The sequence below is a fragment of the Collimonas sp. genome, assembly GCF_039923675.1.
In the GTDB taxonomy this organism is placed as follows: domain Bacteria; phylum Pseudomonadota; class Gammaproteobacteria; order Burkholderiales; family Burkholderiaceae_D; genus Collimonas.
Genome location: NZ_JBDTCG010000099.1, coordinates 14,551 through 38,314 on the forward strand (window position 1 = coordinate 14,551; position 23,764 = coordinate 38,314).

Sequence of the window (23,764 nt, forward strand, 5' to 3'; positions counted from 1 at the left end):
AGGAATGCGCGATGCCTGGAAAGTCGGAATATAAACGATGCTGGCAAAGCGGCAGGCAGCGGGCTGGTGCTTAGGGGTGAACCGTGTAGGCCAGGTCGTGCCAGTTGTGCGAGGTTTTGGCGCCGCGGCTCTTGCTCGGAAAACGCATCGCCGCGATTTCGCGCTGCGCCCGCGCATCCAGTTCGGGGTCGCCGCAGCTTTTGCGGATGACGACGTCAGTCACATGGCCGCCAGTGTCCAGATACACGCGCACCAGCACCTTGCAGGCTGTTTCAGCCGGCGCGCGGTTGGTACCGCCCGTCTTGGATAGCAGTTTTTCAATCAGGCTCATTGGCGCTCCTTGTCTGCAATAATTTTCTCTTACTTTGGTTGATAAAGATATAGCATGTGGCATTCCTCAACAATCGGATCTGACATCAGGATACGGTCGGCTTGCTTTACTCGCACACCTGCGCTTCCTTCTGATCCGAAATCTGCATTGACCTCGATCGTTAGTTGATCGTGCACGTCAGGGTACTAAGTATTGCCATGTGGAAATATTTCTGTCATTGTCGTTTTACACACATCTGTGTGTAACCTCAAGTGGAGATAACATGACAACGACCGTTGAATCATTGCAACTTACCCTCAAGGCAAAGCACGATTTGCTGACCAATCATGCTGTTTTTTCTGCCATACGGACCCAGAGCGATTTACGCCTGTTCATGGAATGGCATGTTTTTGCGGTATGGGATTTCATGTCGCTGGTGAAGCGGCTTCAGGCGGATCTGACCACCACATCGATTCCCTGGTATCCGCCGGCCAATCCGAACGCCGCGCGCCTGATCAATGAAATCGTGCTGGGCGAAGAGTCGGATATCACGCCGCATGGAGCGATGACGCATTTCGAACTGTATTTGTCGGCGATGAAAGAGATCGGCGCATCCACGCGGCAGATCGAGCAGTTCCTGGGCATGATCAGGAAAGGCGTTGCCGTGCCTACCGCGCTCAAGCGGGTGGAGGCGCTGGCGCCGATCCAGCGCTTTGTGAACTCCACCATCGCTACCTGCCTGGAGGGACAGACCCACCAGGTCGTCGGCAGCTTTTTCTACGGTCGTGAAAATGTCATCCCGGAGATGTTCCAGGCGCTGTTGAAGACCTGGAGCATCGCACCTGAAAGCGTGCCGGAACTTAACTTCTATCTGGAACGGCATATCGAAGTGGATTCCGGCGACCACGGGCCGGCGGCTCAGCGCATGATCGATGAAATCACCAATAACGATCCGGCCCAGATCCGGGAGGTGCTGGAAGCCGGAATTCACGCCATCGATGAGCGTCACCAGTTGTGGGACAGTCTGTTGGCTGCTCTGCAACAGTCGTCCTGAAGCCACTACGGGAGCCGCCTGAAGCATTTTCCAACGCTGGTAATTTCATCTTTGATGAAAGCGTTGTATCGGTAGAAGTTGTTCGCTACCTCGGCCGTTCGTATAGCCTGGTCCGGCCGGGGTAATTCAAGGGATAAAAATTTCTCAAATTGCAATCAAAAAATTGTTCCTTTGGGGAAATCTCAGGTATTATAGTTGCTGATAGGCAATCATAATAATAAGCAAGTAATACTCCGATTATTGCTCCTATACGTGAACTGGCGAGGTGAAAAATGTGGCTTAAAACAATATTCAGCAAACCCGCAACCAGTCAACGCGATGAGGAGAAGCACGAAGCAGCAAAAAAATCTGTCAGCCAGCAGCCGGTTCCGCCAGCCCGAAAAGCCGCACCCATAGCGGAGCGGGCGGCGTTACGGCCGTCGCAAAGCAATCAGATTGAATACGACGAAAAACTGATCCCGCAATTGAAGGGCGACCATGCGGCTTTGCTGTTGATGTATTCGACGGTGGCCAACAAGATGAGCGCCGATAAATGGGATGCCGTGCCCGCCTCGTTGCGCGAGATGCGGATGGCGATGTATGGCCATTTGCTGACCGAGGGCGTCAAGCTGTATTCGTATATGCGGCGCAGCCTGGCGGAAGATCCGGCGCTACATGATGTGTACCGTTCCTATAAACGGGAAATGGATGGCATCGGCCGCGTGGCGTTTGATTTTTTCGACAAATACCAAGGCAAGGAATGGATCGTCTCGCGCGATGCGCGCGTGACTTTCAAGGACGAGTTTGAAAATCTCGGCAAGGTGCTGGTAGACCGCATCACGCGCGAGGAAAATATTCTTTATCCGCTGTATATCCCGTCGTAGCCGCTCTTTCCGAGAGCGCCGTGGCGTCTGGATCTGGTCCTGATCTGCTCAGGGCTGCCAGGCGCCGTTCCGATATACCTGTACATCATCAAGGTAGACCGCCTCGGTCACCGCAAAGACGTCAATATGATATCTGGCGTTGGCGCGCTTGATATTCGCCTTGTTATAGACACCGTGTTTGGCCCCCAGCGACAAATGGATCCCGCACATCCGCTCGTAAGTACCGATGTCGCTGACCATTCGCTCCTGCGAAAACGCCCGGTTCATGCCAAAGCCCAGTTCACGCAGCCACACCTCGCCTTCATCGGCGCGGATATTGGCCAGCACCTGGTCGAATTCCGGGGTTGAATCGATGACATCGGTCACCCGCCCTTTGGCGATCACCAGGGTGATCGGTTGCCGCGGCTGGTTGACCCGGAATGCGGTATCGCCGAAAACAAAAATACGCACCCGCCCGTTGACGGCTTCCAGGTCCTGCGCTTCGGTGAACACCTCGCCGATGGGGAACTGGCCGCCGACATTATTCATCGCGCTGTAGTCGCCGATGTTCAGCTTGGCCGATTCGAACGGAGAGTCGAACACCAGCCGCTCGCCGCCGCTGTCGACGACCCCGGAGCGCGCGTCGTCAATCCGTGCCTTGAGCGCATAGCCGACTCCGCGGTAGTAAGCGGGATCGTAGGCCAACGATTCGATATAGCAGAGCGCCTGCGCTCCCGGCATGCGTGACAGGTGCGGATGTTCTATGACTTTCAGCCCGCGCTTGAACAGTTCGACGCGGATACGGAAAGCTTCAAGGCGGAAATTGGTGGATTGGACCAGCACTACCAGGTCGCCGGACTGCAAAGGTGCAAATGCAGCCAGTACGGCTTCCGGCGTGACTATATCGAAGTCGATGAATGTCGCGCCGGGCAGGTTGCGCCGATAAGCTTCAGTGAGCGTGACGGCAAGTTCGCAACGGGCATCTGACACCACCACGGCGGCGCGTTCAGGCGCGTGTTCGATCGCGATGGAAAGAACATCGCGCAGGTGTTTTTCTGCGGCGTCGAGCGCGTCTTCACTTATCACGCTGGCGGGAGCCTGGTTGTGGATCGGGGTCATCTTCAAATATCTCTCGGAGAGTATAGGAAATGCCATGATGCCAAGCTAAATGATCGCCACCATGCCCACTCCTAATGGATGAGCATTTTAATCGACAACCCGGGGCGGGGGCGTTTTTGCCAGAAATTGCCATAAAAGCTGTGCAAGATTCTCTCTGCGCCGATAGCGTGCCGAGTCTGTCGGAACTGGCCGGAACTACCTTGAGAATCCATGATTAGCGAAGATCTGCTGTGCTCCCGGGGTGAGCAGGAATAACGCAAACCGGTAAGCGGCATCATGCGCGCCGGTTCCCTGATTCAGCACGGTCAAGCCGAAATCGGCTGAAACGGCGAGCTCTGGCGGCAACTCGACTTTAGTGAGGCGGACATCTGGTACGGTTTCCCGCGAACTGCAATAACCGATGAACGCATCGACTTTTTTATGCTCCAGAAAATATTTCACGGCATCCTGGCCGGCCGGCACCGGCGGGCTGTTTTTGCCGCCGACCAGTTGCTGCGCTTTGTTTTCCAGCAGTTCTCTGGCGCCAGGTTGCAGCTTGCCTGCCTTGGCAAAAAGCAGCCAGGCATAGTCGCCGCCGGGATCGGCCTTGGGGGTTGAGGTGCCGATGCTGACGCTGGGGTCGAGCAGCTTCGCCAACAGGTTTTCACTGTTCAGCTGCAGGTCCGGGCGCGCCAGTACGCATACGCGATTGCGGGAAAACACCAGTGCCGGGATAGCTTTGCCTTCACGCGCAAGCTGCTGCGGATGCGCCATGTTGGCCGATGCAAATACATCTGCATGCTCTCCTTGTTCTATGCGTTCCAGCAGCAGGCCGGATGGTCCGAATACCATCTCCACCGGCTGACCGGTATCGGCCTCGAATTGCTTGGCGAGTACGGTCAATGGGCCGGTCAGGCTGCCGGCGGCGAAAACCTTGATGCGATCCTGGGCGCGCGCAGGCGTCGCGGGCGCAGCCAGCAGAACCAGGGGTAGCATTGCGCAGGTGATAAATGAGAGTCTGGACATGTTTAAAATGGCTGCAGCGAGCAGCATGGGCGTTGGCAATCGATATATTTTAGAATATATAGCGCGAGATGAAAAAAAAGCCGTCGGTCCGGCTTTTCCAGAAGCGCACCAGAACGTTGATGCGCTTCCGTATGTTTACTGCGAGCCGGGCTCAGGTTGAAAGGCCTTTGTTCAACAGTTCCGCAACCAGCTGGTTGAGATCGAGTTCGCGTTCTTTTGCCAGTACTTGCAGCTGTTGCACCAGGCCGCCGTTCAGCTTGACTGCAAACGGCACCAGGCCCAGCGCCTGATCGCGCTTGCGTTGTTCCTTGCGGTCCACGATGGCAGCGTCGCTGTTACCGAAGCCGCCGGCGCCAGGTGCAGTCATTTTCCCCATGAGTTTCTTGGCGTCGCTCTTTGCCATTCCGGTCTTTTTCACTATTACTATCCCTATCTATAAACGTTCCAGCAGTATAAGCCTGTTATGGCGCGGCAGCGCCATTTGCCTGGAATCCGGCTGTCAATCCGGCCTCATTCACGCCGCTGCCAGCTCATGGCCCAGGAATAGAAGCCGACCAGGGCGCCGAACTGGATCAGGCTGGAGCCGAGCAGGTAGATGAGCGGGTGCCAGAGCAGGGAATAGCGCAGCATCAGCCAGGCGGCAAACGTATATTGAAACGGCGTCAGCACAATCAGATATAGCACGGCCAGCAGCGACAGCAGGATTTTGCGGGGGATGCCGAAGTCGAAGATGTTGTACAGCAGGCCATAGATCCAAGGCGTCAGCAGGATCAGCACCATGGAAGCTTGCGTCAGCGCCGAAATGGAAGACGCCGACTGATAGGGGAATTCGGCGGCCCAGAAATAAAAATATAACTGGCTTGCCAACTGCACCATGCCGACCACGCGCAAGGCATAGGCGATCGGCAGCATGCGCGCGGAAAACAAGGTCGTGGCCAGCAACAGCGTGATGCTGATCAGCATGCCGCACCACCATTGCAAGGGATCCGGCAGTGCGGCCTCGACGTAGGCGTAGGGAACCGATTGAATGCCGGGGAAGGAGGTCGGCTCCGCTTTCAACATCATCTCGCTGCCGAGGCCGTTGGCCCAGAACCGGATGATCCCGGACCACATTTCGGCAATCAAAGGCCAGGCCAGCAAGGTGCAGCAGAAAATGAACGCCGGCACCAGCAAGACGTCGATCCAGCGGCTGCGCGGAAAAGCCAGGCGGCGCAGTGCGCGATGAGTTTGTATCGGCTGGCCGCCAAAGCCGGTAAAGCGCGGGTTGGCCACGGCGTGCCGCCGCACTTTGGCGTGACCCGGTTTTTTAATGGCTTTGGCACGCAGTGCGCCGTCAGGCATGTCAAGCGCTGCATCAGGCGCCGCCAGCTTGTCTCTGGCGGCGGCATCGGATACGGCGTCTTGCCGCGCTTTCATCTAAAACTCCAGCGCCAGCCGAGGTTGAACGAGAGCCGGTCGTAGAGCGGACTTTGGTAGTACTCCAGTCCCGCCAGCAGCAGGCTGACGCGGCTGATTCTTTCGCGCCATTGGAGATTGACGGTATTGCTCTTGAAATTGACCAGCGCGGGGCCGCCCGGCAAGACCTTGTAGGTTTCCTTGGCATGCTCGTAGCGGACGATGATGGCGCGCCGGTCGTCATTGCCGAAAGTCGCTGCGACATATTCGCTAGGGCCGAGTATCGATCCCGGATCGGCCCAGTTCAAACGCACCCCGCCTTCGATCACCAGCCCGCTCAGATAGGTAATGCCGGTGAACAGCAGCCCACTGTCGGAGCGGGCGCTCTCATTGCCTTTTGCATAATACGCGCCGATGCCGGCGACGTACTGGCGTTCGCTGCCGAATTTGCGGTAGCCGGTGGTGTCCACGCGCCAGCTGGAAAACAACGGGCTGTTGCCGGTGCCGATGCTGACCGTGCTGTAATAATTCGGCGAAAAATCGTGGGTCAGCGAGACGTCGCCATAATTGCCGGTGTAGCCGAAGCGGGACTGCTGCGTCAGTTCTCCTTGCACCACACCCAGAGAGGTCACCGCCATGCCGCGTAACGCCATCAGGCGAGCCTGGCCATAGCCGGCGCTCATGTGGCCGGCGCCGCCAACCAGTTCGAGCGCGGCGGTTTCGGGACTCAGGTCCGGCGCAACTGCCGCAGCAGCTTCGACTGGCACTACTGCGATTGGGGTGGCGTCGACGGGAGCAACCTGCGCCAGAGCCGCTGGTCTTGGCTTGGTATCGACAGCTTGGGTAGCGACAGCCGCAGCGGCAGGCGTCGAGGTTGTTGGCGCCGCTGGAGCCGCTACCGGCGCTACAACAACTGCCTGCGGTGCAATGACTACCTGCGGCGCAAGCGCCGGTCCGGCAGGCATGCCAGGCAGCGGCATCAAGCGGGGGTGCTGCAATGGCGGCACCAGTATGTTTGCGCTCTCGTCAGCCAATGCGCAGGAAGGAAGCGCGACGCAGCCGAAAGACAGGCCCAGGGTTGCCAATGCTGTTTTCAATGCAGTGCTTCCTTTATCAACGGTGTTGAAATACGAAGTTGCTTCACATCGCCGCCGACCACGGTCCAGTTATCGCCGCGCTGTTCCACTGTAGCTTCGCCCTGCATGATGCGAGGTTTTGCATACAGCGCGGCCGGGAAAAGCCAGCTTAGCTGTTTCAGCGAGGCGCCATTGGCAGCATCGACGATTACTGCATGGTTGTCACTGGAAATATTCCATACCGTCTGTTCCCGGCGATTCATGAAACGCGCAAGATCCGTCATGGTGCGCCAGCGGAAACGGCCGTCTTTTTCAGCTGCGTCAGCGGCCAGCATCAGCTGGTTGATGGCGTCGGGGTAGAGGACCGCGCCCGGCGGATGAAAATAAATCAGCCTGATCTGTCCGGTATTCTCGGTAAATTTCACCAGCGACGTCAACCAGTTGCTGATTTCGTCTTCCGGTATGTGCTCCATATAGGCTTCCTCGATGGTGCTGATATGCCCGTAGGTCTGTACCGGGAATGACCAGATATGGCGGTCGCGGCGGCCGTCGCGGTAGGTGCGGGTCGGCCCTTGCCCGATATTGCCGGTAAAGTAATATGCCAGCACATCCTGGCCGTCAAGCCAGTCGGTGACCCAGACCGGCTGGTTGCCGGTCGGCGCCGAATATTCGGTCTGATTGTGGCCGATCAGTCGTTGCACGGCATCGGCATTCTGCTCCAGGTAAGGTAGCATTTGTTCTTGATTGTCGTCAGCCAGGTTCTTGCCGAACCAGTCATGTATCCAGCCGCCGTGGCTACCGATCTCATTGCCCTGGGCCAGCAAGGTCCGCAATAACCCCTGGAATGCCTGGTTGTGATTGAGGTCGACCCCGAGGCCATCACCGAAGGCGCGCTGGTCCGGTCCGGCGGTGACATGGATGCTGAACGGGCCGCGCTTGAATACGCCGGCCTTGATCAACTGGTCCATGGCAGGAATGCAGATCTTGGCGTCGCAGTGCCAGTTCAGGACCAGCCCTCCTATGGCCTCGGGAGCGGCCGATAGCTGCGGCTGGCCCATGATGTGGTTGGCGAAGTAATGCAAGAAGCCATGCATCAGGATGCCGTCGGTGCGTAGCTTCAGGTATCCCAGCGGCAGGTTGACAAACAGCACGCGGCCCTTGCCAAAATCATGTTCACCGGCGATCACGGTGTTGCCCTCTGCCTGCATGCGCAGCGTACCGGCATAGGTGCCGGCCGTATGCAAGACCGGATAGCGCAAGGTGTCCTTGCCGTACCCAGACAATACTGCCTGCTCGCCGCTCTTGATCCAGCGGCCGGGCGGGATCTGCAGCGCCTGCATCATCTGCGGGCTGCCAGAGATGACAGGGTTGAAAGACATGTTGTCGTGCAGCGTTTTATACATGGCGTAGCTGGTGCCCGCCAGTGTTGAAAAGCGCGATGCCGGTTCCGTGTAGTAGCCGTTTTCGTCGAGCACGCCGGCGTCGCCCACCAGCATCAGGGCGCCGCCATGGTCGACAAAGCGGCTGATCTGGTTGACGAAGGCGGTGTTGATCCGGCGATGGATGGTGTCGGGCAGGATAACGCCGGCAAACGGCCGTTCGCCTTGCAGGCCGCGCCGCGAAAATTCCGATGCAGTAATCACCTCCAGGCGGATTCCCTCTTCAGAGGCGCCGTCCAGCCATGCCGATGCAAAGAGCCGGTTGGCGTCTGACAGGTCGTCCGGCAAGACCAGTGCAATGGCGTCGCTTTGCCAGCGCGCCGGGCTGACTTGGTTGAGACGATAGACCCAGCTCGCAGCGCCGCCGATGATGACGGCAACCACCAGCGTCAGCAGGATCTTGCGCAACGGGAGTTGAGAGAGAGCGTTCATGCCGGCGGCTTCGGATTCCAGGTTTTCAGCGCGTTGCGCAAGCCGATGCGGACGCCTTCTTCAACGATATTCCAGCGGCTTGCGGCGCGCCATGCGTCGGAATTATCGAGCCAGCTGCGGGCGCTTGCCTGGTCGCCGCTAAGGTACGCAGCCAATGCAATCAGGCCCCATGGGTAGTGATCGCTTTCCCCCGCCAGCCATTGCGCACCATAGCGTTCCTTCCATACCAGCCAGTAGCGCTCGCCACTGATGCCGCTACGCAGGCCATATAGCCACAGATAGACTGGCGCCACGGCATTCGGATAGAAACCGTAGGGTGTCGGCGGTACGCTGGCGCGCTCCGGCTCGAGGGCGCCGCCGGGGTCGTAGCCATAGGCGAGCTGGAGTCCTTGCTGCAGGTTGGCGTTATCTGGCAGCGCAGCTAGCTGGACTGCCAGGCGCGTACTCGCGGCGGCGTCGCGGCGCAGCCGGCTGATTGCCGCGATCACTTCCACATTATCGGCAAAATAGGCCGCACTGCCACCTGACAAGGCATGAAAGGTCTGTTGCGCCGGATTCCACAAGGTTGCCAGGTTTTCCAGGGATCTGGCGCAGCTAGCGGCCAGCGCGGCATCGCTTGGCAATATCTCTGCCGCCAGCAAGCACCACAGCGCATCCAGCGAATCGTCGGCATCGGCCGGGCCGCAGGCCAGCCAATCTTTCGCGCCGCTGCGGCAGACGCGGGGGAAGGGGCCGTTGGCTTGCTGGAATGGCAGCAGCCAATGGGCAAAAGCGCTTGCCGCCGAGGCGACGTCGACGCCTAGCCGATGTGCCGTCAGCAGCGCTTTAAGCGCAAAGTAGGGCTCGACGTAATCGCCGTTGGGGAAGACGGTAAGGGCCCCGTTCGGCACGGCGAAATCGGTAAACACGGGGACCTCGGGTACGGTTGATGAATTGTCTGCCGCTGCCAGCCCGTCGCCGCAGACAGCACAAGTGAGCACAAAAAAAAACAGGGGCGCTGCCAGCCACCGTTGCCTGCGCGAATCAGCTTGCATATGGCGTCTCCCGTGGCGTCATCAGGGCGCCGTCTTGCGTGGTGATCACGCCATGCACCACGCAGCCGGCGGCGATGCTGAGCTTGCGGCAGATCATGGTGGTGGCCGCATCGGGCGTGCCGATGCGGCAATCGGGACCGATCACGATATCGTTTTGACTGATCACAGGCCCAAGTACCGAACAGCCGTTGGCAAGCACAATGTCTTTGTTGGAAACCAGGCTGCCGGCAATGCAGGTCCGCGCTCCCAGATGCAGGTCGCCATAGGTCTTGATGTTGCCGAAGACGGAGGTGCCGGGGCGTAGCCGGTACGGGCCGCGCACCACATAATCGCCGTCCTGGTTGAGCGCGGCTGATTGCTGCGCGCCGTCATCGAGGAGATATCGCTTGCGCGGCGATGGCGCCTGGGGCGCCGCCGCGGCGGTAGCGGTGGAATCGCCGAAGCGCATGGTTGGCGCTCCGGCGCGTACAAAGCGGCTGCCGCCGGAGAAACGGATTTCCCTGAGCGCGGTAATACGTCCGTCTATCGAAGCGTTGCTGCCGACATGGATGCTGGGCGCATCGATCCAGCGATGCACCACCGTATCCGCACCCAGCGTGATCACACCCTGGGCCGAACAGGCGCGCAGGCTGGCGCCGTCGCCGACCCGCAGATCGGCGGCGGCAAACAGGTCGGCTTGGCTGTGGCTGTCTGCGGGCAGGCTGGCGTCATGCACAAAGATGACGATGCCGTTCTTTTTTCGCAGCACCTGCAAGGTCGAGCGCGAGTAGCCGGTAGCAGTCTCTCCGTCCAGGCGTTGATGGACGACGTGCAGCTTGTCGCTGATGCTGACAGTGCGCTCGGTTTGCACATTCTTCAGTTTTTGCAGATTGATCGCCGGCATGCCAGCGATGGTCAGCCGAAAGCTGTCGGCGAAATAGCGCAGGTTGTTTATCTCGTTGCGCCTGACCTGCAACGGCGCCACGTCGCTGGGACGCAGCCACTCGTGCAGTGCGGGAATGAACGGCAAGAACATGATCAGGAGTACGCTGATCAGCAAGAACGCCGGGTAAGAGGAGTCCATGGTCAGGAAACCTTTTCTTGCAATTCGGCGGATAGGCCTGGCGACAGACTCTCAAGCGGCAAGATCAGTTCCTGGATCGGGGATATCGCGGCGATCCTGAATCTTTCGGTTTTATGCCATACCAACTCGCGCTTGCGTAGGGCATCCAGGACCTGGACAACTGCTGCGCGCGATATGGCGACCAGGCTCACCAGGAAGCCGAAGATATTCAGCGGCAGCAAGCGGATGCGGTTGCGGTTGCCGTCTAGATAAGTGGCTGCCGCCATTTCAAAAAAAGCCGCATTGGTGCCGAAGGCGCCATAGGCGACCATGCCGCTCAAGGCCAGCCAGCCGAACAGCCATTGATGCGAGGTCATGAAAAACTGGATGATGGTGATGCTCCAGCCGACCACCAGCAATGGCGGCATGATGAATACGCACAGCAGCAGCGCGCCGTCGGCTCTCTCGCGCAGGCTGATGCGCGGATTTTGCAGCAAGCGCATCAGATTGCGCCCCATGACCTGGTTGTGGCCGCGCGACCAGCGGCTGATTTGCCTGATCCTCACCGGCCACACCTCGGGCACTTCTTCGTAGCATTCCGAGCGATTCTGATACACGGTTTTCCAGCCTTGTTGCAACAGACGAAAGGTGACATCGGTATCTTCCGCCAGCATGTCGCTGTTCCAGCCGCCGATTTCCTCCAGCGCACGGCGCCGCACGCCGCCCACTGTGCCGCCGTATTGCGGCACCAGGCCCAGGTTCATGCGCGCCGCCTGGTCGACCTGGTAGCCGCCGGCCCGTTCCAGGTCCAGCAGGCGCGTCAGCAGGTTGGCGCCGGCATTGAGCGGCACCACACGGCCCATGATGGCGCCGACTTCGGGATCGAAAAACGGCGCCACCAGCTGTTTGATCAGGCCGCGCGCGGGGAGGTAGTCGGCATCGAAGACGATAATGATCTCGGCCTCGATTTTCTCGCAAGCATCACGTAATGCAGCCGCCTTGCCGGGCCTTCCGCCGTCACGGTGGAACAGTGTGAAGCGGCCGGGATGGGCGGCGGCGATGTGGTCGATGATGCCGCGCGTGCCGTCGGTAGAACGATCGTTGACCGGCATGATGACCAGTTTGTCGCGCGGATAATCGACTTCGAGCAAGGCATTCAACGCATCTGCGATCACCCGTTCTTCATTGTGGGCGGCAACGCAGACGACCACCGGCGGCCAGGACGCTTGTTCGATATCGAGATAGGGTTGGCGTTGCCGGCCGAACAGGCGGTTCAAGGTAAACAAGTAGTGCCGCAGCGTATAGACCACCAGCAAAAAAATGATGAACCCCAGGATCGTGGTCATCAAATCCAGCTCTAGCGTGCGGGCGTCGAATTGGATAGCTGCTGCATTGGCTTCGTTCATCACTGCCATGGAAGGGGAAAAGAGAGCAAAGGAGAGCCATCGGCGCGCAGCTGCCGTGCAAAAAATATGCGGCGAGCAATCCATATTTCCCCCTCAAGACCCGGGCCTAGATTTTTTGAAAAATCTTTGCAGCCAGGTGTGCTTTTTCCAGCGGCGCCAGTTTTTCCGCGCCAAACTCAGTGATGCTCCTGCCGCATAGCACATCGACTATGCGCTCTGCCGCGTGGCCATCGCCATAGGGATTGACACGCTGTGTCGCGCGCTGCCAGCTGGCGTCGTCGTCATATAGCCGGGTCACCGCGGCGACGATCCGCGCCGAATCGGTGCCCACCAGTTGCACCGTGCCGGCGACGACTGCTTCCGGACGCTCGGTGACGTTACGCATTACCAGCACCGGCTTGCCGAGCGACGGCGCTTCTTCCTGGACGCCGCCGGAATCCGTCAGGATTACGTGCGAGCGTTGCATCAGGCGGACAAATAGCAGGTAATCCAGCGGTTCGATCAGATGGATATTCGGCAAGTGCGACAAGGTTGCCTGCACCGGCCCCTGCACATTCGGATTAAGGTGCACCGGATAGACGATCTGGATGTCGGAGCGGTGCGACAGCTTCGCCAGGGCATCGCAAATTTCGGCAAACCCGGGGCCGAAATTTTCCCGTCGATGGCCGGTTACCAGCAGCACCTTTTTATCCGGTAGCAGATAAGGGAAATGGGCATCGAGACGTTGCCGCAATTGCGGGTCGAAGGCAATCGATTCGATCGTCAGGCGCAGGGCGTCAATCACCGTGTTGCCGGTGATGATGATGCGGCCGGCAAGGTTCTCTGCGGCGAGATTGGTCTTGGCTCTGCTCGTGGGGGCAAGCAGGAGGTCGCTCACCACGTCGACGTAACGGCGGTTCATTTCCTCCGGCCAGGGTTGCGTCAGGTCTCCCGTGCGCAGGCCGGCTTCTACGTGCGCGACCGGTATCCGGCGGTGAAATGCGGTTAATGCGGCCATCATGGCGGTAGTGGTGTCGCCATGCACCAGGACGCGGTCCGGATTGACTGCTTCGAGCACCGGATCGAGCAAGCCGATCAGGCGCGCGCTCAAGCCGTTCAGGGTCTGGTTCGGCAGCATCACATCGAGATTGTGATCGACCTTGATGTCAAACAGGTCAAGTACCTGTTGCAGCATGAGCCGATGCTGGCCGGTGACGCACACCAGCGACTGCATCCCCGCCTCGCGGGAAAGCGCCTTGACGACCGGAGCCATTTTCACCGCCTCCGGACGCGTGCCAAAGATTGATAGAACTTTCACTTTATCTACTCGGTTGGTCGAGTTAAAAGCCGGCCTGGCTGAGATAAATCCCGCGAGGTCCATTGGTTCCTGATGCAATGCCGATCCGGGCCGGGGTCCCCGAGCAGACAGGGAAATCGACCGTCCATGGTGAGATGCATGGGCAGCGATATGGACTGAGTTTGTTTTTAGTTATTTATTAATTTCCATATGGAAATTAATATTAACTCTAAGTCACGCTAGCTAGTAATGCAAATCTTATAATAAAAAATGTTCTTGAATGTCTTTTATTGTTAAGTTTTTTGTTAAATATTGTGACCTCAGCTCATCTGAAATCGCAGGTCTTGGCGGTCCTGCAGCAAGTGCCGGCGAAGGCTTGATACAGCCAAAATCGCTCAGGAGCGGAGCCTGACGCAAAGAGCGATGGTAAATAGCCATGCCCAAAGAAGTCGAGATGGGACGAGGCATATTGTCAATGCCATTGTTACGTCATGTTAAGTTATGGTGATGCCACTAACTCAATGCCGGATCTGCTCCGTCAACTTTCTGCTCGCTCGCGGCAGCTTTTTCCTGGCGCTGCCAGAGCCGGAGCAACGGCACGGTCATGGCGGTGGTCGCCAGGGCCATCAGCACCAGCATCGAATACACGGGAACCGGCAAGATATTCAGTTGCAAGCCGATAGTCAGCACGATCAATTCCATCAAGCCACGGGTATTCATCAATGCGCCGATGATTCTGGCGTCCCGATGCGGGATTGCCGAGCAACGTGCAGCCAGATAGCTGCCACCGAATTTGCCCAGGACCGCGGCGAACAGGAACAGGAAAAACCACCGCCAGAAATCCGGCGACTGTACGCTGCCTAATGACACATGGATTCCTGTGTACGCAAAAAAGACCGGCATCAGGATCAGCTCTACAAAGCCTTCCACTCGGCGTTGCCATTCCGCGGCGAGTGCAGGCTGGCCGCGCAAGACAAGCGCCGCCATCAACGCCCCGAAGGCGCTATGAAAGCCGATGGCTGCCGTGACCCATGAGGAAATAAGCACATAGCTAATCACACAGGCCAAGGTTACCGCCGAAGGTGTCGCATCTTTACGGCGGCCTAGATAGTTGCGCCACAGCGGCCGTGCAATCAACAGGGAGGCAGCGACAAACAGCGCGAGCAAGCCAAAGTCGCGCAGCGTATGGCTGATAGAAAATGTGCCGCTGGCCAGCACCGCAATCAACGCCAGTATCAGCCATCCGAGCAGGTCGGTAACCGTCGCGGCCGCTAGTGCAAGGGTGGCGGCAGGAGAGTTTGTCATGCGCAGGTCCATGACAATCCTGGCCATTACCGGCACTGCGGAAATGGAAAGCGCCAGGCCGCAAAACAATACGTAGGCCATGGGTGCGACCTGTGGTGCAAGCGATGGCCGGGAGACGACGCCAATCGCGCAACCCAGGGCGAACGGGATCAGCATCCCGAGCAAGGCGACCAGCAGCGGCGCCCGCATCTTGCTGCGTCCCTGCAGGCTTTTCAGATCGAGGTGCAAGCCAAGCTGGAACATCAGCAACACCAGGCCGAGCTCACCCACCTGCGACAAGGCAGGCATGGTGGCCGGGTTGAACAGAGAGTGATACAGATCGTTGTTGAGCGCACCCAGGACGGAAGGACCGAGCATCAGGCCGGCGGCGATTTCTCCCACCACCCTGGATTGTCCGAGGCGTACGGCCAAGGTCCCGCAGACCAGTGCGGCGAGAATGATGACGCTTAGTTGTACCAGCCAGATTTGCATGCCTGTTCCTGAAAATACCTTGAATACGGCCTGGGCGAAATGTGCGGTTCCGGCGCAACGATGGGGTAAGCAGGTTGGCAGGCGCACTGGCTCAGGGCCCGGCGAGTATACCGCAGGCGTTTTGTTTGCCAGGCTTGATTTTATCGCTGCTCTTGTCCGGTATTGCCCCGGCAAGCATGGCTTGGTTTTCACGGCTATCATTATGGACATTGTGCCGCTGGCCTGTACAGCTTCCCGCTTCTTCCCACTTTTTGCGCCGACACCCCATGCTTTCTACCCTGCTTATCCTCAACCCATTGTCCGAACAATTTTTGCAGCGCATCGCCCAAGACTGGCAGATTGTGTATGCCCCCACGGCCCAGCAGCGCAGCGCCGCCATCGTCAGCCACGCCGACCAGATCCGGGCGGTGCTGACCATCGGTTCAATCGGCTTTCAGGCCCGGGAAATCGCTGTCTTGCCGAAACTGGAACTGATTTGCGCACTCGGCGCCGGCTTTGAAAACATCGATGTGGCTGCGGCGCGCGAGCGTGGCATTGTGGTGTCCAACGGCGCCGGCACCAACGACGCCTGCGTCGCCGATCATGCCATGGGTTTGTTGCTGGCGACCGTGCGCGGCATTCCGCAACTGGGCGTGGCGCTGCATCAGGGCATCTGGCGCGATGCGCTGCCGTTGCCGCCCAGCGTTTCCGGCAAGCGGCTAGGGATTGTCGGACTGGGCACGATCGGCAAGCAGATCGCCCGCCGCGCCGCCGGTTTCGACATGACGATCGGCTATCACAACCGTTCGGTGCGCAACGATGTGCCGTTCACGTACTTTGCGACGCTGCTTGAACTGGCAAATTGGGCCGATTTCCTGGTGATCGCGACGCCGGGCGGCGCCGGCACCCGCCATATGGTGAACGCACAGGTGCTCGATGCATTGGGGCCGCAAGGTTTTATCGTCAATATCGCGCGCGGCAGCGTGATCGATACGGCCGCGCTGGCGCAAGCCTTGCGCGATGGCCGGGTCGCCGGCGCCGGTCTCGATGTCTATGAAAGCGAACCCCTGCCGCCGGCGGAGTTGCTGGACTTGCCGAATGCGGTGCTGACGCCGCATGTGGCGGGATGGTCGCCGGAATCCGTGGCCGAGACAGTGCGCCTGTTCCTGGAAAACAGTCAGCGGCATTTTTCCGGACAGCCTGTGCTGACGCCAATCTGAGGATATAAAAAATCCGGCGACGGCCGGATTTTTTATGGTCGAATGCTGTTTGCGATGGTTGTTTGCCGGCGGCTTAGTTCAGGAATTTCTTGTCTTTGGTGATCATGGTCATCTCGACGAATTTCGAGCCGCTGTGATTATTTGCGCTGAAGTTCACATCGAAGCCGCCGCTGTTATAGTTCTTGTTGTTGATGGTTTCCAGCGCCTTGACCAGTTTCGCCCGCGTCAGGTCTTTGCCCGCGCGTTTCAAGCCTTCGACGAAGACCTTGGCCGCGATGAAGCCTTCCAGGCTGGAAAAATTCTGGTCTTTGACACCTGCCTTTTCCATCAGCCGGACATATTCACCGACTACCGGGCTGGATGAACTCCACGGGAATGGCACCACTTGCGAGATCACCACGCCTTCGCCATCCTTGCCCAGCGCATCCGCCAAGGCCTGGCTGCCGACGAAAGACACGTTATAGAACTGGCCGGTGTAGCCCGCCTTGCGCATTTCCTTGATGTAGGCCGCGGACGATGCGTAGGCGCTGATTTCTATCACCGCGGCAGGGCGCTTCGGCAAGATCTTGCCGACTGCCTGCGCGACATCCGTGCTGTTGCGTTCCACGGTCGCCGATTCCACCATCTCCACATTCATTTTTTTCAAGGCGCGCTGCACCCCTTCCAGCCCGGCACGGCCATAGGCGTCGTTCTGGTAGAGCACGGCGATACTCTTGATGCCGACGTTGACCAGTTTTTCCACCAGGTGTTCGGTTTCGTCAAAGTAGCTGGCGCGGATATTGAAAATCTGGCGATTGAGCGGCTCACGCAGCGATTGTGCGCCGGTCACCGGAGCGAAGAAGGGTACGCCGGCCTGCGTGAAAATCGGCAACGCTGCGTTGCTGGTCGGCGTGCCGACATAACCGAACAAGGCGAATACGTCATCTTTTTCAATCAGGCGCTTGGTGTTGGCGGCGGCCAGGTCGGCTTCGTATTTATCATCCGCCTTGATGATTTCGATGCGTCGTCCAAACACGCCGCCTTGTTCGTTGACTGAATCGAAATAGGCTTTGGCGCCGGCATTCACCTGGATCCCCAACTGTGCCGCAGGGCCGGAGAATGCTGCCGACTGCCCCAGCAAGATTTTCTGGTCGGTGACGCCAGACTCGGCAAAAGCGCCGGATAGCGGGCTGAACATGCCGATTATCAATGGCAAGATGAAAGAGAAAAGACGACGTTGGAGAACCATGAAGGCCACTTTCTGATGTTGATCAAGCGCTGAGAGGGGGCGTTGCAATATGGCGTTGCTGCCTCGCAGCATCCCATATTATAGATTTATCGCTAGAAGAAAACAAAAGAAGAGGTAAATTTAACGGTAGTTGGCGTTTTATCAGCTTGTGCGGCTGTACAACTGGTCAAAGGCAGGAACCAGCTGTATCGTGACGCCAAGCCCAAAAGGAAAGAAAATTGCCGGCGCTGGAATGCTAGTGCTGGAAATTAAGCAGCAAACCAAACAAGGAGCAGAAATGAATTATGCAAGGCCGCAGGCGCCTGATGCACCAGACCATGGCGCCATCAGCTTCGATGCGATCCAGAATACGCGCGATCTGGGCGGATATCCGGCTGCAGATGGCCGTCTTATCCAGGCTGGAAGATTGCTGCGCGGCGCGAATCCCGGGCTCGCATCGGCGGCAGATATCGCCAAGCTCAAGAGCTATCAGCTGGAGGTGGTAGTGGATTTTCGCAGCGAAACGGAAAAGCATGCCGCCGAGTCGGCGTTCGCCTCATCCTTCAACTGGATCGCCGATCCGGTCATGGTGGGTAATTTATCGCAGGAAGCCTTGCTGCCTTTGCTAAAAAATGGCAGCCCGGAGCACAGCCGGCAATTCATGCTCGATTTCTATCACGCCTTCCCGCGCAATTATCAATCCCAGTTCAGCCGCTTCCTGCGGCTGGCCGAGCAGAATAAAACCATGCTTTACCACTGTACCGCCGGCAAGGACCGCACCGGCTTTGCCAGCGCCTTGTTGTTGTCCGCACTCGGTGTTGAGCGGACCGGCATCATCGCCAATTATCTCGAGTCGAACCGTTATAACGCTGGCGCGAATGCGAAGGTGCTGGCGCAGATATTCAAGGCCGACCTGTCGCCGGAAATTATCGCGCCGTTGCTGACCGTCGAGGCCGCCTATATCGAAGCGTCGCTGGCGGTCATCGACGAGAAGTATGGCGGCATGGCGGATTACCTGCGGCAGGTGCTGGATATCGATGTCGAGCGTATCCGGCGCAACTATCTGGTCTAGCGCAAAAGATCAACGTTTATCGTTGCGGCAAAAAAAAACCACCGACATGGTCGATGGTTTTTTGTCGGCCAGGAGGGCCATGGCGTATTTCTATGTCATGCTTCTATACCATGTTTACCACATGATCACGCGCTGCTCCGGCGCCAGATACATCTTGTCGCCAGGCTTGACGTCAAACGCACTGTAGAAGCCAGGCTGGTTACCCAGCGTGCCGTTGCCACGGAAACGTGGTGGCGAGTGCGGGTCGGTTTTGACATACACGATAGCTTGCGCATCGCGCACCTTGCCGCGCCAGACCTGGCCCCAGCCCAGATACAGGCGCTGGTCGCCGGTGAGGCCGTCGATCACTGGCGGCGTCTTGCCGTCCAGCGACAGGTGGTAAGCCTTGTAGGCGATCGCCAGGCCGGAATTGTCGGCGATGTTTTCACCCAGAGTCAGTTCGCCATTGACCTTGTAGCCGGGGACCGGGCTGTATGCGTTGTACTGCTCCACCAGCGCCTTGGTCTTGACCGCGAATTTTTCGTGGTCTTCCTTGGTCCACCAGTCACGCAGGTTGCCGATTTCATCGTACTGGCTGCCCTGGTCGTCGAAACCGTGGCTGATTTCATGGCCGATCACGGCGCCGATGCCGCCGTAATTGACCGCATCATCGGCGTTGGCGTTGAAGAACGGCGGTTGCAGGATCGCAGCCGGGAACACGATTTCGTTGAGCTCGGGATTGTAGTAGGCGTTCACGGTTTGCGGCGTCATGCCCCATTCTGCGCGGTCTACCGGTTTGCCCAGCTTGTCGATATTGCGTTTGTATTCAAACTCGTTGGCACGCATGATATTGCCAACCAGGTCATCGCGCTTGATGACCAGGCTGGAGTAGTCGCGCCATTTGTCCGGATAGCCGATCTTCAGCATCAGCGTCGACAATTTCTTTTGCGCCTGCTTCTTGGTATCCGCGCCCATCCAGTCCAGGCCGTCGATGCTGTGATTGTAGGCGGCGATCAGGTTGGCCACCAGTTTCTCCATGCGTGCCTTGTTCTCTGGCGGGAAGAATTGCTCGACATAGAGCTGGCCCAAGCCTTCGCCAATACTGCCTTCCGTCACCAGGATGCCGCGCTTCCAGCGTGGTTCATTTTCCGGTACGCCGCGCAGCACCGTGCCCTTGAACGCGAAGTTCTGGTCGACATATTGCTTGGACAGGTCAGAGGCGTAGCTGCTCAGCACATGCCATTTGAAATAGGCTTTCCAGACCGGCAACGGGGTGTCTTGCAGGATCTTGTCCAGGCCTTTGATGTAGCTAGGCTGGCTGACCACCAGGTAGGTCACTTTGCCTTTCAGGCCGGCGTTGTCCAGGTAGCCGTCCCAGTTGAAATGTGGCGCCAGCGCATGCAGCTGGTCCAGTTCAACCCGGTTGTAAGTCTTGACCGGATCGCGGTTCTCGACCTTGGTCCATTGCACCTTGGCCAGTGCGGTTTCCAGGGCAACGATACCGGCAGCGCTTTTCTTGGCGGCCTTGTCGCCGGACATGGTCAGCATGGCTTCGACATGCGCGCGGTATTTGGCCAGCGTGTCTTTCAGCTTGGCGTCGTCGGCTTTCAGGTAGTAATCACGGTCAGGCAAGCCGAGGCCGCTCTGGCCGAGGTCGGCGATGACTTTGCTGGAATCCTTGGCGTCCTGGTGTATGCCCATATCGTAAGGTGCGCTGACGCCGATGCTGTTCAGATGGGCGATCAGGCCGGGAATCTGCTTCTTGTCCTTCAAGGCGTCGACCCGGGCGAACTCCGCTTCAAGCGGCTTGATGCCGAGTTTTTCCAGCGCCGGCTCATCCATGTAGCTGGCGTACAGGTCGGCGATTTTCTGCTTGTTGGTGCCGGCCTTCAGGTCTTTTTCCGCGCTGACGCCATCGACGATGGTGTGCAGCTGGTTCAATGAATTTTCGCGCAATTCATAGAAAGCGCCCCAGGACGATTTGTCGGCCGGGATTTCGGTTTTCTTGAGCCAGCTGCCATTCACATAGTTGTAGAAGTCGTCCTGCGGGCGTACTGCCAGGTCGGCATTCGCCATGTCGATGCCACTGGCCAGAGACGCGGCGGCTACGGTGGTAGCAGCGGCTACCGTGCGGGGTGTTTGGGAAAAACTGGCGGTGGAGCAGGTGGTGCCTGCAACCAGTGTCAGCACAGCTGCACAGATGAGAGAGCGTTTCACGAGTTAATAATCCTTATGAGAAGTCATCGGAAAAAACAGCCTGGTAAGGCATTCTAAAAAATCATTACGGGTCTATATTGTTTTTCTAGGTTGTTGCTGGTTGAGACTTTAGCGCAGAATCGCCGCCGGATCCTGTTTCTCGCGCAAGGCCGTGCACAGCAAGGTCTTTTCACTGGTTTGCGCCAGGCCGCGGTCGGCGCCAGGCAATTGCGGCAGCAACGGCTGGAAGAAGGCGTTCAGGCGATCGGCTTCGCTTTGTGAGCAGCTGTCGCCGGCAACCAGGTCAGGCAAGCGTCCGCCGGAAGAATCGCCGCTGCGTTTGATCAGCTGTTCATGGTTGACCGTAAACCACTTCCACATCGCTTCGCGGCCTTCGCCATCTTCTCTGCTGGCGAGCAGCACGGTGTTCATTTCGCCGACCTTGACGCGCGGGTCCAGCGCCAGGTTGCGCGCGCGCTCGGCGTTGGCCGATGCGGTGGCCGCACCCAGGCCGCTCAGGATCGCCATGCGTTGCGCCGGTTCGCTAGTGGTGCCAAGCGCCTTGATCAGCACATCGATTGCCGGTGTCCCTTGTTCCTGGGTGGCGACGGACAGCACCGCACGCAGCAGGTCGGGATTGGCGGCAGCGAGGTCGAGCTGGCCGTCGGCGCTTTTCTCCAGCGCTTTGTCGCCTTGCAGCAGCAACGCCTGGCGTACTTCCGGCAATTTCACGTCAAGCGCCAGGAACTGCGCCAGCGATGCGCGTAGCAAAGCATCGTCCTGGCTTTCGTTGGCGCGGCGCTGGTAGCCGAGTTGTTGCAGGCGCGGCAGATACATCTTGCGCGCCAGTTCGGTCAGGCGATTGCGCTGGGCTTCGTTGCGGGCTTCGTATTTCGACAGCCATTTGAGCGTAGGCATCAAGGCCGTCGCCACTTCGCGCGTGCCGGACTGCGCCAGCGCCGGCGCTGCTGCCAGCACGGCGGCGGCATCCAGATCGCCGCGGCGGAAACCGGCATTGATGGCGTCGGCGTAGGCCAGTTGTTCCGTGTCCGGCAGTTGCGCCAGGTTGCCCGTCAGGCGCGCCAGATCGTCGCGCGCCATGTCGAAACGGTAATAGCCTGCGGCGTCGGCGTTCGGCATGTACCAGCTGCTGGCGGTGGCGCCTGGCAGCAGCATCATGCCTTGGGCCTGGTCCAGCAGTTCGCATTGGGTTTTCGGGTCGCCGCCGGCGACGCTATAGCGCACGCATACCGGAATGCCCCACACGCTCTTGGCGTTGCCGGTAGAGCCCAGCGGCAGGTAGCGCTGCTGTTTCAGATGCAGCACGGCCTTGCCGTCTTCCCAGCGCAAGACGGTGTCGACCAGCGGTACGCCGGCCTGGTCGAGGAAGCTTTGCATGGCTTTGGCGAAGCGTTGGTCCTTGCCGGAAGCTTTGCTCAGCGCCGCCACCAGGTCATCCGCGGTCGCGTTGGCAAACTGATGCTGCTTGATGTAAGCACGCACACCCTGGCGGAAGGTATCCGCGCCCAGGTAGCGTTCAAACATGTTCAGCACCGCAGCGCCTTTTTCATAGGTGATACCGTCGAACGCGGTTTCGATATCGCCGGTGCCGGTGATCGGCTGGCGGATCTTGCGCACGCTGACCAAGCTGTCGCTTTGCATGGCGTAGTTGGCGCCGCTGATCAGTTCCAGGTCGGCGCGGTATTCGGGATGCAATTGCTGGGTGATCTTGGCTTGCATCCAAGTGGCGAAGGCTTCGTTCAGCCACAGATCGTCCCACCATGGCATGGTGACGGTATCGCCGAACCATTGGTGCGCCAGTTCATGGGCGGCGACATTGAACGAGCTGCGCACATTGCGCGCAGGCGAGTTCGCATCCAGCAGCATCAGGTAGTCGCGGAAGGTGACCAGCCCGGGATTTTCCATGGCGCCGGCAGCAAAGTCGGGGGCTGCCAGCAAATCCACCTTGTCGAAGGGATAACCGAAGCCGAAGTAATCTTCCAGCGCCGTGATGATGGCCGGGGTTTGCGCCAGCGCCGGCTTGATGCGCGGGCCTTCGCCGTGCGGCGCTATGCCACGCAGCGGTGTTGGTTGCGCGCGCCATTGGGTCGCCGGAATCTGCGGACCATCGACCACATCCCATGGGCCGACCGCGAATGCCACCAGATAGGTCGGCAGCGGTTTGGTGGCGGCAAAGCTGAGCTTGTGCCAGCCGTTGTCCAGTTTTTGCTCGGAGACTTGCTGCGTGTTGGCGACCGCGACCAGGTTTTCCGGCACGGTCAGGCTGAGCGTGAATGGCGTCTTGAAAGACGGTTCGTCGAAACCCGGGAAAGCGTAGCGGGCGCTGATCGCTTCCATCTGCGTGATCACGTAAGGCGCGCCCTGGCTGCTGACCTTGTACACACCTTCCAGCCGTTCATTGAATGGCGCGCTGAATTCCAGCGTCATGCGATAGCGGCCGGGTGGCAAGGTCTTGCCAAATTCGACAGTAGACACGCCTTCTTTTTGCGCCACGGCTTTGTACTGCGCCGCGTGGATTTTTTTTGCGCTATCGGTCAAGGTGACTTTGCTGACGGTCAGGTCCTGGCCATGCAGCCACAGGTGATCGGCGGCTTGCTTGAGTTCGATATCGATGGCGGCGCTGCCGGTGTAGGCAGACTGCTGCGGATCGACGCGGAAATCCAGATGGTAGGCCAGGGGCTGGGCCCAGCGTGGCAGTTTTCCCAGCGGCGCAGAATCATGCGGAATCGCATTCGGGGTCGCCGCTGCGGCGTTGAATGACGAAATGCCGAGGGCGAGAGCGGCTAGTGTGAAACGACGGATAGTGCACATCACAGGTCAGATCCTCCCAAATTTTGTCTTGGGATTCTAGCGCGCACGACGTCGAATCGCTAGGAAAATAGTA

Annotated in this window: 19 protein-coding genes; 4 read left to right on the forward strand and 15 right to left on the reverse strand. The window is 58.8% G+C overall.

All coding sequences use genetic code 11. The features are described from left to right. Positions 1-70: 70 nt before the first annotated feature. Positions 71-331: an energy transducer TonB gene (locus ABI171_RS22485; RefSeq protein ID WP_348094797.1), complete on the reverse strand. Its 261-nt coding sequence runs from the start codon at positions 329-331 to the stop codon at positions 71-73. 262 nt (positions 332-593) lie between these two features. Between ABI171_RS22485 and ABI171_RS22490 the strand changes: the two genes are divergently transcribed. Then, positions 594-1,364 carry a DUF3050 domain-containing protein gene (locus tag ABI171_RS22490; RefSeq protein WP_348094798.1) on the forward strand — a complete coding sequence of 257 codons (771 nt, stop codon included), beginning with the start codon at positions 594-596 and terminating at the stop codon, positions 1,362-1,364. A gap of 272 nt (positions 1,365-1,636) precedes the next feature. Beyond that, positions 1,637-2,227, forward strand: coding sequence for a hemerythrin domain-containing protein (locus tag ABI171_RS22495; protein WP_348094799.1), 591 nt, complete (start codon positions 1,637-1,639; stop codon positions 2,225-2,227). Between the two features lie 48 nt (positions 2,228-2,275). On the opposite strand, the gene ABI171_RS22500 is transcribed toward ABI171_RS22495, so the two are convergent. From ABI171_RS22500 to ABI171_RS22550, 11 genes are all read right to left on the reverse strand, one after another. Then, positions 2,276-3,325, reverse strand: coding sequence for a hypothetical protein (locus ABI171_RS22500; RefSeq protein ID WP_348094800.1), 1,050 nt, complete (start codon positions 3,323-3,325; stop codon positions 2,276-2,278). A 195-nt stretch (positions 3,326-3,520) separates the two neighbouring features. Beyond that, entirely contained in the window at positions 3,521-4,300 is a 780-nt protein-coding gene (gene modA / locus ABI171_RS22505; protein ID WP_348099343.1) for a molybdate ABC transporter substrate-binding protein, read from the reverse strand. A 181-nt stretch (positions 4,301-4,481) separates the two neighbouring features. Continuing rightward, entirely contained in the window at positions 4,482-4,748 is a 267-nt protein-coding gene (locus tag ABI171_RS22510) for a hypothetical protein (RefSeq protein ID WP_348094802.1), read from the reverse strand. A gap of 92 nt (positions 4,749-4,840) precedes the next feature. Continuing rightward, complete coding sequence (locus ABI171_RS22515) at positions 4,841-5,746, reverse strand: hypothetical protein (protein ID WP_348094803.1); 906 nt, start codon at positions 5,744-5,746, stop codon at positions 4,841-4,843. After that, positions 5,743-6,822, reverse strand: a complete 1,080-nt coding sequence (locus ABI171_RS22520) for a YaiO family outer membrane beta-barrel protein (protein ID WP_348094804.1) — start codon at positions 6,820-6,822, stop codon at positions 5,743-5,745. The genes ABI171_RS22515 and ABI171_RS22520 overlap by 4 nt, the downstream gene beginning before the upstream one ends. Beyond that, the gene (locus ABI171_RS22525) at positions 6,819-8,672 is read right to left on the reverse strand and encodes a hypothetical protein (protein WP_348094805.1); all 1,854 of its coding nucleotides are present in this window, start codon (positions 8,670-8,672) and stop codon (positions 6,819-6,821) included. Before ABI171_RS22525 ends, ABI171_RS22520 begins: the two co-directional genes overlap by 4 nt. Then, positions 8,669-9,706: a hypothetical protein gene (locus tag ABI171_RS22530; RefSeq protein ID WP_348094806.1), complete on the reverse strand. Its 1,038-nt coding sequence runs from the start codon at positions 9,704-9,706 to the stop codon at positions 8,669-8,671. Before ABI171_RS22530 ends, ABI171_RS22525 begins: the two co-directional genes overlap by 4 nt. Then, positions 9,696-10,769, reverse strand: coding sequence for a hypothetical protein (locus ABI171_RS22535; RefSeq protein ID WP_348094807.1), 1,074 nt, complete (start codon positions 10,767-10,769; stop codon positions 9,696-9,698). The genes ABI171_RS22530 and ABI171_RS22535 overlap by 11 nt, the downstream gene beginning before the upstream one ends. Positions 10,770-10,771: 2 nt before the next feature. Next, positions 10,772-12,154, reverse strand: coding sequence for a glycosyltransferase (locus ABI171_RS22540; protein WP_348094808.1), 1,383 nt, complete (start codon positions 12,152-12,154; stop codon positions 10,772-10,774). A 106-nt stretch (positions 12,155-12,260) separates the two neighbouring features. Next, positions 12,261-13,451 (reverse strand): UDP-N-acetylglucosamine 2-epimerase (non-hydrolyzing), encoded by a 1,191-nt coding sequence (wecB, locus tag ABI171_RS22545; RefSeq protein ID WP_348094809.1) that lies wholly within the window; start codon positions 13,449-13,451, stop codon positions 12,261-12,263. A 492-nt stretch (positions 13,452-13,943) separates the two neighbouring features. Further along, positions 13,944-15,206, reverse strand: a complete 1,263-nt coding sequence (locus ABI171_RS22550; RefSeq protein WP_348094810.1) for a cation:proton antiporter — start codon at positions 15,204-15,206, stop codon at positions 13,944-13,946. 266 nt (positions 15,207-15,472) lie between these two features. Here ABI171_RS22550 and ABI171_RS22555 point away from each other — a divergent pair, with 266 nt between their 5' ends. Continuing rightward, positions 15,473-16,405: a 2-hydroxyacid dehydrogenase gene (locus ABI171_RS22555; RefSeq protein WP_348094811.1), complete on the forward strand. Its 933-nt coding sequence runs from the start codon at positions 15,473-15,475 to the stop codon at positions 16,403-16,405. Positions 16,406-16,478: 73 nt separating this feature from the next. Here the strand turns inward: ABI171_RS22555 and ABI171_RS22560 are convergent, their stop codons facing one another. After that, a complete protein-coding gene (locus tag ABI171_RS22560) occupies positions 16,479-17,633 on the reverse strand; it encodes an ABC transporter substrate-binding protein (RefSeq protein WP_348094812.1) in 1,155 nt (384 codons plus the stop codon). Positions 17,634-17,910: 277 nt separating this feature from the next. On the opposite strand from ABI171_RS22560, the gene ABI171_RS22565 reads away from it, so the two are divergent. Continuing rightward, positions 17,911-18,684 carry a tyrosine-protein phosphatase gene (locus ABI171_RS22565; RefSeq protein WP_348094813.1) on the forward strand — a complete coding sequence of 258 codons (774 nt, stop codon included), beginning with the start codon at positions 17,911-17,913 and terminating at the stop codon, positions 18,682-18,684. A gap of 114 nt (positions 18,685-18,798) precedes the next feature. Here the strand turns inward: ABI171_RS22565 and ABI171_RS22570 are convergent, their stop codons facing one another. Further along, positions 18,799-20,880, reverse strand: a complete 2,082-nt coding sequence (locus ABI171_RS22570) for a M13 family metallopeptidase (protein WP_348094814.1) — start codon at positions 20,878-20,880, stop codon at positions 18,799-18,801. Positions 20,881-20,988: 108 nt separating this feature from the next. Further along, the gene (locus tag ABI171_RS22575) at positions 20,989-23,691 is read right to left on the reverse strand and encodes a M1 family metallopeptidase (RefSeq protein ID WP_348094860.1); all 2,703 of its coding nucleotides are present in this window, start codon (positions 23,689-23,691) and stop codon (positions 20,989-20,991) included. Positions 23,692-23,764 lie beyond the last annotated feature (73 nt).

Excerpts from the sequence above, each read along its gene's own strand:
- ABI171_RS22485 (WP_348094797.1), bottom strand. The coding sequence starts at position 331 with ATGAGCCTGATTGAAAAACTGCTATCCAAGACGGGCGGTACCAACCGC.
- ABI171_RS22490 (WP_348094798.1), top strand. The coding sequence starts at position 594 with ATGACAACGACCGTTGAATCATTGCAACTTACCCTCAAGGCAAAGCAC.
- ABI171_RS22495 (WP_348094799.1), top strand. The coding sequence starts at position 1,637 with ATGTGGCTTAAAACAATATTCAGCAAACCCGCAACCAGTCAACGCGAT.
- ABI171_RS22500 (WP_348094800.1), bottom strand. The coding sequence starts at position 3,325 with ATGACCCCGATCCACAACCAGGCTCCCGCCAGCGTGATAAGTGAAGAC.
- modA (WP_348099343.1), bottom strand. The coding sequence starts at position 4,300 with ATGCTACCCCTGGTTCTGCTGGCTGCGCCCGCGACGCCTGCGCGCGCC.
- ABI171_RS22515 (WP_348094803.1), bottom strand. The coding sequence starts at position 5,746 with ATGAAAGCGCGGCAAGACGCCGTATCCGATGCCGCCGCCAGAGACAAG.
- ABI171_RS22525 (WP_348094805.1), bottom strand. The coding sequence starts at position 8,672 with ATGAACGCTCTCTCTCAACTCCCGTTGCGCAAGATCCTGCTGACGCTG.
- ABI171_RS22530 (WP_348094806.1), bottom strand. The coding sequence starts at position 9,706 with ATGCAAGCTGATTCGCGCAGGCAACGGTGGCTGGCAGCGCCCCTGTTT.
- ABI171_RS22535 (WP_348094807.1), bottom strand. The coding sequence starts at position 10,769 with ATGGACTCCTCTTACCCGGCGTTCTTGCTGATCAGCGTACTCCTGATC.
- ABI171_RS22540 (WP_348094808.1), bottom strand. The coding sequence starts at position 12,154 with ATGAACGAAGCCAATGCAGCAGCTATCCAATTCGACGCCCGCACGCTA.
- ABI171_RS22550 (WP_348094810.1), bottom strand. The coding sequence starts at position 15,206 with ATGCAAATCTGGCTGGTACAACTAAGCGTCATCATTCTCGCCGCACTG.
- ABI171_RS22555 (WP_348094811.1), top strand. The coding sequence starts at position 15,473 with ATGCTTTCTACCCTGCTTATCCTCAACCCATTGTCCGAACAATTTTTG.
- ABI171_RS22560 (WP_348094812.1), bottom strand. The coding sequence starts at position 17,633 with ATGGTTCTCCAACGTCGTCTTTTCTCTTTCATCTTGCCATTGATAATC.
- ABI171_RS22565 (WP_348094813.1), top strand. The coding sequence starts at position 17,911 with ATGAATTATGCAAGGCCGCAGGCGCCTGATGCACCAGACCATGGCGCC.
- ABI171_RS22575 (WP_348094860.1), bottom strand. The coding sequence starts at position 23,691 with ATGTGCACTATCCGTCGTTTCACACTAGCCGCTCTCGCCCTCGGCATT.